Raw genomic sequence first — 8,165 nt, forward strand, 5'->3', positions numbered from 1 at the left:
AACCCGCATCCCTACCCCCGCCCCTGTTCAGCCACGACCGAAAGACCCTCGGGACGGGCGGCGAGCAGCGCACCGACCCCGGACGCCACCCGCACCTCCACCGGCCGCACAGCGGCAACCGACGGCACCGGCGCTGCGTGATCCGCCACGGCAGCCACTCCGCCCGCACCGGTGCCGGAGGCTGGCTGCCAGGTGAGGGTGCACACTCCACGCAGCGCACGACGCCGCCCCCGCCGCACCGAGCGGCCCTCCAACCGGCCCGAACCACCACCCGCCACCAGGCCGGCCACGCTGGCGGCGACCGCCAGCGGACTACGCCCATCGATGTGGATCCGCCCGACCACCACGGCCAAGGCATACGGGATACCGATCAGCACCAGCACGTCGAGCAGACCGTGGTGCGCCCACAGCCCGCGCGAGACGAAGGCAGCCGCGAACGCCACCACGGCGACCACGATCTGCGGGACGGTGTAGGGGCCTCCCCAGATGCGGCCACCCCCAGGCCAATGCCCCACCACGAGCGCGTGCCGACGCGCCTTGGTGAAACACTGCCCCACCATCGGCTCGACCTGAGCTGCCGCGCTCACCGGACACCACCCACCGCGCCGCCACGGTCGACGACCCGGACGGCGGCCGGGGCCGCCGTCCCACCAGGGTGCTTGAGATCCTCACCGATCTTGTCCCGCAGCGTGGTCATGTTGACGACGATGGCCAACACCACCGCCCCGCCGAGCGCCGCGACCACAGCCTTCAACAAGCTCCTGGTCTGCCCCCACACGAAGGCGACCGAGCCGACGTACATCAGCCCCAGCACCCCCACAAGAAAGAAGTTCTTCAGCTCGCCAGCAAGAGCGTTCGCATCGGAAATAGCCCCTGCCACCTGCACGAACCCACTCATGAGCCCTGTCCTTTCTCAGAAGAAGAATCGGAACGGCCGGACGCCTCCAGCGCGGGGGCGGCCTCCAACGCGACGACCTCCCACCGCCCGTCCCGCGCCCGCAACTCGACCGCGTACGTCAGCGGCCACACACCCGCCGCGCTCTCGCCGTCGACATCGACCAGGAGCCGGCGCTCGACACCATCGGGCGGCGTCTGCTTCTCGGCACCCTCGGCCGGCCCCGGCCCGTGCTCAGCGATCTGCCGCACCGTCACCGCCGCATACGGCGCAGGCCGCACCGCCTGCAACCGCGTCCCCGCAGCCACATAGCGATCCAGCTCACCGCGCCCCGTCAAATACGCGCCCAGGAAGCCCCGCAGCGCCTGCACCACCGGGTCCGACGCCACCGGCGCGTGCGCCGACCCGTACGACAGCCCAGGAGCCGCACCGCCCACCGGCGCGGCCACCTCAGCCGGCAACGCCGCCGCAACCCACGCGCCACCACCCGCCCCGCGCACCGGCACCTGGAAGTACCGCACCCGCCCCTCGCCGCTCTCCGGCCCCTCGGCCACCCATGCGGCAACGGTCACCGACCAGTAGCCGGACGCGACCTGCCGCACCCGCACCGCCGACACCGACTCCGCAACGCCCCCTACGCCCCGCGCAGGCCACACCATCGAACGGACCGCCGGATAGAACGCGGCCAGCTCCTCAACACCCGACTCACCCTCCCCAGCCCGGACATACGCCGCGACGTACAACTCCGCGAAACCCGCAGGCGCCACCGCATCCACCGACACCCCCTGCACCCGCGGCGCTTCTGTGCGCACCGACGCGGCGACCGGACGACCGGCCGACGCCAGCGCCCACCCACCGAGCAGCGGACCCGCCAACAGCAGACCCCAGGCCCCCCACCGCACCACCGCCGTCCAGTTCGCCAACGCCCCCGTCGATAAAGGCCCCGCAGCCCACCCCGTATCCGACGCCACCACCGACTCCTCCGACACCGCTCCGCCCCGCTCCGCCTCCTTCACCCGGCGCCTCATGACATCGCCTCGCCCGGAACCCACCGGCCCCGCGTCAGCTCCGCGATCCGCTCACGCAACCGCGCCGGCGGCAACGCCAGCACCTCCCGAACAAGAACCTGCGCCTCATCCGCATCCCGCTCCACGTACAACCGAAGCTGCGCATCGGTGCCCTCCGCGAACGGATCCGTCACCAACGCCACCGCCAGCTGCGTCGCCCGCCGGCGAATCGCCACCAGCCGCAGCTCCTCATCCCTCAACTCCACCGCATCTCCCTCACGCCCCAGCTCCTGCGTCACGCCAACTCCTCCGCTGACCCGATGCACGACTCCCGCACATCACAGAGAGAAAGGGAGCCGGACCAGCCCGGATGTGACACCAGCAGCCGAAAAACTTCAGCGGACTTCTCACGCCGCCTCGACCCACTGCGGCGCCACCTGCCGCAACTGCGCCACCGCCCGACTCCGCCGCCGCCGCAACGCCACCGGAGTAACCCCCAACACCCGCGCCGCCTCCGCATCCCGCGGCGCGCCCTCGCGGTAATGCGCACAGATCCCCGAAGCCGCCTCCGCCGTGAGCACCTCCCGCTCCAGCGCCCACACCAGCAGCGCGACCATCTCGCCCCGCGCACCCTCCAACTCCTCCACCGACCCCACCCCGCCCCGCAGCCCCACCCGCTCGGCTGCCCGCACCAGCAGCGCCTGCTCAGCAGCCCGCAGAGGTTCCTCCTCGCCCGGGCACTCCGCCAGCCGCTCCTCGCCCACCTCCGCCGAGGGCGCCAGCTCCTGTCGCAACTCCCGCGAGACGCGGTGCCACAGCTCCATCCGCAGCCCCGCCGCAATCCGCCGCGGCCGCCGCGCCACCGGGTAGCTGCGCACCACCTCCCACAAGGAGGCGACCACCAGGTGCGAAACCACCTCAAGGTCCTCACCGGGCCGCCGCGTAGAGCGGATCATGCGCCGGGCGCACGGCAGCATCGCCTGGAACAGCACGCGGGCACCGAGCCGCGCCTCCCGCCCGTCGGGCGCCGCCGCCTGGTGCAGCAGCACGCGCATCCACGCATCGCTGAAGTCCGAACCCTCAAGATCGGAGCGTCGCCTCAACGCCGTGCACAGCTCATCCAGCCCGACCGGAGCCTCGCCTTCCCTCAGAACACCGGCAGCGAGGAGCCAGGAACGTACACGCTCACCGTTGCCACGCTCGGCGCACAGTTGCGTCCACTCGGCGTTCAGACGTGTCACCAGCGTCGGTACGGCGTTCACGGCAGCTCCTCTCGGATCGACTGCCGTGAACTCTCCTCAGCGCCCCTTACCAACCCGCCTACCCCGAAGAAGAAAACCACCAGCTCAAAGGGGGTATGAGGCAGGGGTATGCGGCGAGGTATCCGCACAGACCGAGCTGGGGCAGACCAGCTTTCCCCGCACCCCGCCAAGAACGCGCTTCAGAGCGCAGGTCGAGCGAACGCTGCGACCCTACAGGAAGGACGCGGTTCGGCCTCCCTCGCCAGCTCGCGGCTCTGCCGAGGCGCCGCTGTGGGCGTAACCACGAAATGCGGTACCACCGTGCGTACCACCATGAATTCCACCGCAGGCACTAACGCGAGTTCCACCTCGCGTACCACGGGAAGTACCACGTGCCTCCCCGCCGTAGGGGGAACGTCGCAGCTCAACCGTCATGGGTATGTGTTCAGGGAAGCCGACACCTCTTCCTCAATGAGGAGGAAGAGGCTCTCTCTCCCAAGATCATGCAGAGGGCCTGCCGTCACTCTGCGGCGTCCTTCACATCACCCGGCTGTATGTGACCCCGTCAGGGGGCCGCGTCGAGGTCGAGGCACACCCGCTCCGGCCGATCCAGGACGACGCCCAGGCGGGCGTCCGTGCTCCGGCGCCCGCGAGCCGGTGCCGCAGCTGCTCTCGTGGCAGTACGGCGCTTTTCTTCGCGTGCCCGCTGGGCGTGACGACTCCGAGGCCGTAGGCGTCGTCGACAAGAGCCTGGTAGGTGGCGGGTGTCGGCCCGATGTCGCCGTCGCTCTCGTCGATCTCGGCCTGGAGCACGAACGAGTCGGTCGCGGGCAGCGGCACCAGCGACATGCCTCCCTCGGGGCCTGTTCCCGTGCCCCCGGCCTCGCCCGCCCCCGCCCCCGCGGCGGGCGCCGGGGTGGATCCGGGACTGCGGGACCTCCTCCTCGTCCTCGCGGCCGTGGTGCTGCTTCTGGTGGTCGGTGCCGTCGGCTACGTCCTCCTGGAGCACCCCCGGGCCGCGGGGCCGGTGGGCACCGTGCTGGCGATCCCCCCTGCCCTCGAGGCCGTCGCAGGCCTGATCGTGCGCCGCCGATAGCGCCCTCCGACTTCCGTCCGTCGTACCGTCCGCTGCCCGCGTCCGGGGCCCGTCTCGCTGCCTGCGCTCAGGACGGGCCTCTCCGGGGCGTGCTGCTGCTGGTTGGCCGGGCCGCGTTGTCACTGTCGAGGAGCGTTTCGGCGCGGGTGCGTCGCCCGGCTGTGCTCCGTTCGGTCCTCGAACCGGCTGTGGGTATCCGGCGCCGTTGCTGCCCGCCCGGTTGCGGCGGGTTGTGCAGGCGGGTGTCCGCACAGTGCCTGTCTTCGAGGCGTCGTGCCGCCTGTTCCGTCCGCTGCCCTGGCCGGGCCGCAGGCGGTTCGGCTCCGCCCGTGCCAGGGGTTGGGCGGCTGCGTGGTATCCCTGTCGGTCCGTCGCCGTGCCGGGCGGTGTTGCCCCGGCCGTGACTGACGGCGCGGTCCCTGTTGGCGGCGCCGTCCCGCCAGGTCTCAGCCGGGTCGGTGTCGCCGCTCGTCGCCGCGCCGCCGGAGAGCCCGTCCCGGCCGCCGCCTAGCCGGGTTTTGCCGGCCCGGGTGCCCGCTGCCCGCTGCCTGCGCCCGGGGGCCGACCCCCGGTCCGTCCATGCCTCGCCCGCCCGTTCGCCGCCCGGCCGCTCCGGGCCGCCGCAGTTGCCGCCGTACGCCGCCTCCGGCATCGAGCAGGGGGCCGAGGCGCGGCGCGTCAGAGGAACGGCGGCAGGAAGTCAGCGGGGCGACAGCGGCGTGGTGGAAAGTTCTGCCATTAGCACCGCGTTCCTGCCCGAACGGGCCGATCGCACGTCGAAAGAGAGAAAGTCATGCGAGTCCGTAAGTTCAAGGCAGCCGTGATCGCGGCCGCCGCCGTCGCGAGCGTCGCGGTGGTGGCCCCGCCGGCGGAAGCGAGCAGCTGCTCACGCGGAGGCGGTGCCTACATCTGCGAGTACGGCGTAACCAGCTACAAACTCCCCAACGGCACGAAGCAGGAGTTCATCGTCGGCACCGACCATGCGGTGTGGACCCGCTGGACCGACTCCGACGGGGACTGGTCGCGCTGGCAGTCCATGGGCGGAAACGCGTGGAGCAAAGCGTACGCCTATGACTACGACACCAGCGACCGATGGTCCTTCAGGGTCTTCTACTACGACCAGAGCGCCGAGTACTGGGGCCGTAACCGCGACCACAACGGCAACTGGTCCCCATGGACACACTACGACACCCCGCTCAACGGCTGATCACAGAGCGTTCAGCCGTACGGGCCCCTCGCCCCGGCCGGGGGCCGCGGCCGCATGAACTGCCGCCTGATCGCTGCGGCCCCGCTGGCGTGCTGCCGTGCCGCCGCCATGCCGTCGGCTGCCCGCCGCCATGCCGTCGCTGTGCCGTCGCGTGTCCCGTCGCCAGGCTGGGCGGCCGCTGGGCCGCCGGTTGCTCCGCGGAGGCTGTGCCTGGTCCGGAGCCGCTGCTCCCACGTTGTTGTCGTGACCCGGGGCGCCACCCGGCGCCGCCGTGGCTGCGCAACTGCCCGTGCCTGTCCGCCGCGCCTTGTGCTGTCGTGTTGCCGTGCTCTACACGGTCCAGCACGGGCCCCGTCTTCGAGGGCGTTCTGCTGTCTGTTCCGGCCGCTGCCCTGGCTGGACCGCGGCCGGTTCGGCGCGGCGGCCGGTTGCCGCTCGTCCGCCGGTTCGGTGCTGCCCGCGCCGAGGCGAGGTGCTGGTCGCCGCGCCCGGTGCCGCGTCCGGGCCGTCGCCACCACCGCTGAGCCGCCGTCCGGCCGTCTCCGCTGTCCGCCGTGCCGCCGTCCGGTTGCCCGGCTGCCGCCCGTCGCTGTGCCGCTGCGCGCTGCCCGGCCGCCGCTGCGCGCAGTCCCTCGGCTGTCCGCCGTGGCCTGGCCGTGCTCGCGTCTGGTGCTGAACGTCGTCCGCTGGACCGCCGCCGGGCTGCCGCCGTTCCGTCGTCCGGCCGCCTCGCGGCTGTCCGCTGCGTGTCCTGTCGTTGCGCACCGCGGTCCCGTGCTGTTCAGCCGGTCGCGCAGCGACCGCCGGCCCGCCAATGCTGCCGACCGTCGCCCGGCCGCCGCCGCTGCCGTTCCGCTGTCGGCGCCGTCGTGCTGCCGCGCGGCGGTCGCCCGCGTGCCTGCCAGCCGTTCCGGGGCCCGCTCCACCACCTGCCCACTGCGTCATACGAGGCGTTGCCGATGCCGGTCCTCCGCGCCCGCCGCGCCGGGCGGCGGGCCTGTACTCCTCTCAGCTGTCCGTACGGCCCGCGCGCCGGTCGCGGTGCTGGTGCGTCCGGCTGTGTCGTACGTCGGCGTCGTGCTGCGCCTGGCGGTCGTCGTTGTGACGCTGGCCTCCCCCGAGCCGACGGTGCTCCGGGTCGGGCGGTGGGGCTGCCCAACGGGCCGCCGTCGGCACCCACACCTGCGGGTGGTCCGGGGCCCGGCCGTCGTCGCCCAGGCGGCCGTGCAGCGGTGCGCCCGGTGCCCGCGCGGGCCGGGCCTTGTCCGGCTCCGGACCGGTCGGGTCTGGGGGAGGGGCCCTCCAGGGGCAGCAGCTCAGCTGGAGGTCCCGCCCGCCGCCGTGCCGCTGCCGCGTGGCCGCGTCGGTCTGGGGGCTGTGCTCGGTGCTGTCGCTCGTCGTGCTCCTCCGGCGTCGGTGAGACCGTGCTGTCGGTGCGCCGTCGTCGGGCCGGGTGCGCCGCGCCGCCGCTGTGCCTGGTGCGCGGAGTCGTGTTCCTGCCGCGCCGCCGCTGTCCGGCCGTCGGTTCGCCGGGGCATCGAGTGCGGGTGTTCGCTGGAGTGGCGCCGGCGAACACCCGCGCGGTGGGCTGCTCGTCTCCGTGGTTTGACCCCGTCATTTTTCCGGGAAGCTGTTCCTTTTTCCTGCCGGGAATTTCCAGCAGGAGAAAGCCGTGCAGGTATATACATCGCCCCAGCAGCGTCTGCTTTTGGCGTAGTATGTAGAAGGCGGTATGGAGTTCTGGAAGGGGTGTCAGGTGCCGGATAGGAATGTTGAGTTCGGTAAGTTCGGTGCCCAGGGTGTTAAGGGGCATGAGGTGGTGGCACGGCAGTTGGATAAGTTGGCCGGGTTCATTGCGACTCCTGTTACGGTGCCTCGTGGTTTGATGGCGCGTCTGCATTATCTGACGCGTTCTGATCATGCTCGTGCTGCTGCGCGGGAGGCGGGGTTGGCGGTGACGGACCGTACGTTGAAGGCGTGGCTGGATGGCCGGCGCTCCCCGAGCCGGCGGAACCTGGTGCGGATCGAGGAGGTGTACCGGGCGGTGCGGCGGAAGAATGTCGCGCGGTATCTGCTCGGCCGTCTCAACCGTGAGGGGCGTGGTACGCGGGTGGAGTTCCATCCGCTCAACCAGTCGCAGGTCACGCGGCCTCAGCAACGGGTGGTGGCTTACCGGACGTTGAATGTGCGTCACTGGGACGCCGTGGTCCAGGCGTGGGTGGAGCACGACGAGGATGCTCTCGACCGTGCCTGGTTCGATGACATCACCGTCGAGCTGGGCAGTGACTACGGTGCGTACGAGTACGTGACCAACATCGGCTTCGCCGCCTGAGGTCCGGGGCACTGATCTTGACGGGGCGTCTGGGGGGTAAATCATGCGGCCTGTAATTACCGTTCAGGCCTTGCATAATGAATTGACATTCACTTATGATGGCCACCTGATCGAAAATGGGTCGGATTCAGCAGGGCCACTCCGACAGAGAATTGACGGGCCGTCAAAGCCACCTGAAGAGGGCCCGTAAGGCCAGGCCCCACCCCGTAGCCAGCCGAGGAATTCGCGGAGCGAATTCCTTTCGCCCGAATCGCGGAGCGAATTCGGGCACCAGCCAACGGAGTTGGCTGGGGTATTCCGGCGGAGCCGGAATACGGAAATGCGGAGCATTTCTTTTCTTCCGCCGCGTAGCGGCGGCGCGTCGTGTCTGCGGAGCAGACCGCGCGC

The 8,165-nt window shown here is 71.3% G+C and carries 9 protein-coding genes; 3 read left to right on the plus strand and 6 right to left on the minus strand.

Annotated features, from left to right (window positions below; translation table 11 throughout):
* Nucleotides 1-11 precede the first annotated feature (11 nt).
* The 6 genes from ACZ4M8_RS29770 to ACZ4M8_RS29795 all read right to left on the minus strand — a co-directional run bounded on the left by ACZ4M8_RS29770 (nucleotide 12) and on the right by ACZ4M8_RS29795 (nucleotide 3,992).
* On the minus strand, nucleotides 12-587 hold the full coding sequence (locus tag ACZ4M8_RS29770; RefSeq protein WP_467613127.1) for a hypothetical protein: 576 nt from the start codon (nucleotides 585-587) through the stop codon (nucleotides 12-14).
* Entirely contained in the window at nucleotides 584-898 is a 315-nt protein-coding gene (locus ACZ4M8_RS29775) for a hypothetical protein (RefSeq protein ID WP_467613130.1), read from the minus strand. The genes ACZ4M8_RS29770 and ACZ4M8_RS29775 overlap by 4 nt, the downstream gene beginning before the upstream one ends.
* Nucleotides 895-1,818 carry a conjugal transfer protein gene (locus ACZ4M8_RS29780; protein WP_467613132.1) on the minus strand — a complete coding sequence of 308 codons (924 nt, stop codon included), beginning with the start codon at nucleotides 1,816-1,818 and terminating at the stop codon, nucleotides 895-897. The genes ACZ4M8_RS29775 and ACZ4M8_RS29780 overlap by 4 nt, the downstream gene beginning before the upstream one ends.
* A gap of 101 nt (nucleotides 1,819-1,919) precedes the next feature.
* Nucleotides 1,920-2,201 (minus strand): hypothetical protein, encoded by a 282-nt coding sequence (locus ACZ4M8_RS29785; RefSeq protein ID WP_467613135.1) that lies wholly within the window; start codon nucleotides 2,199-2,201, stop codon nucleotides 1,920-1,922.
* A gap of 108 nt (nucleotides 2,202-2,309) precedes the next feature.
* A complete protein-coding gene (locus tag ACZ4M8_RS29790; RefSeq protein ID WP_467613138.1) occupies nucleotides 2,310-3,143 on the minus strand; it encodes a hypothetical protein in 834 nt (277 codons plus the stop codon).
* 537 nt (nucleotides 3,144-3,680) lie between these two features.
* Nucleotides 3,681-3,992, minus strand: coding sequence for a hypothetical protein (locus ACZ4M8_RS29795; RefSeq protein WP_467613141.1), 312 nt, complete (start codon nucleotides 3,990-3,992; stop codon nucleotides 3,681-3,683).
* A 22-nt stretch (nucleotides 3,993-4,014) separates the two neighbouring features.
* On the opposite strand from ACZ4M8_RS29795, the gene ACZ4M8_RS29800 reads away from it, so the two are divergent.
* The 3 genes from ACZ4M8_RS29800 (at nucleotide 4,015) to ACZ4M8_RS29810 (ending at nucleotide 7,778) form a co-directional block, all read left to right on the plus strand.
* The gene (locus ACZ4M8_RS29800; RefSeq protein WP_467613144.1) at nucleotides 4,015-4,239 is read left to right on the plus strand and encodes a hypothetical protein; all 225 of its coding nucleotides are present in this window, start codon (nucleotides 4,015-4,017) and stop codon (nucleotides 4,237-4,239) included.
* A 793-nt stretch (nucleotides 4,240-5,032) separates the two neighbouring features.
* Entirely contained in the window at nucleotides 5,033-5,446 is a 414-nt protein-coding gene (locus ACZ4M8_RS29805) for a hypothetical protein (protein ID WP_467613147.1), read from the plus strand.
* 1,756 nt (nucleotides 5,447-7,202) lie between these two features.
* Nucleotides 7,203-7,778, plus strand: a complete 576-nt coding sequence (locus ACZ4M8_RS29810; RefSeq protein ID WP_467613155.1) for a transcriptional regulator — start codon at nucleotides 7,203-7,205, stop codon at nucleotides 7,776-7,778.
* Nucleotides 7,779-8,165: the final 387 nt, after the last annotated feature.

The organism is Streptomyces sp. NPDC027185, assembly GCF_055567035.1.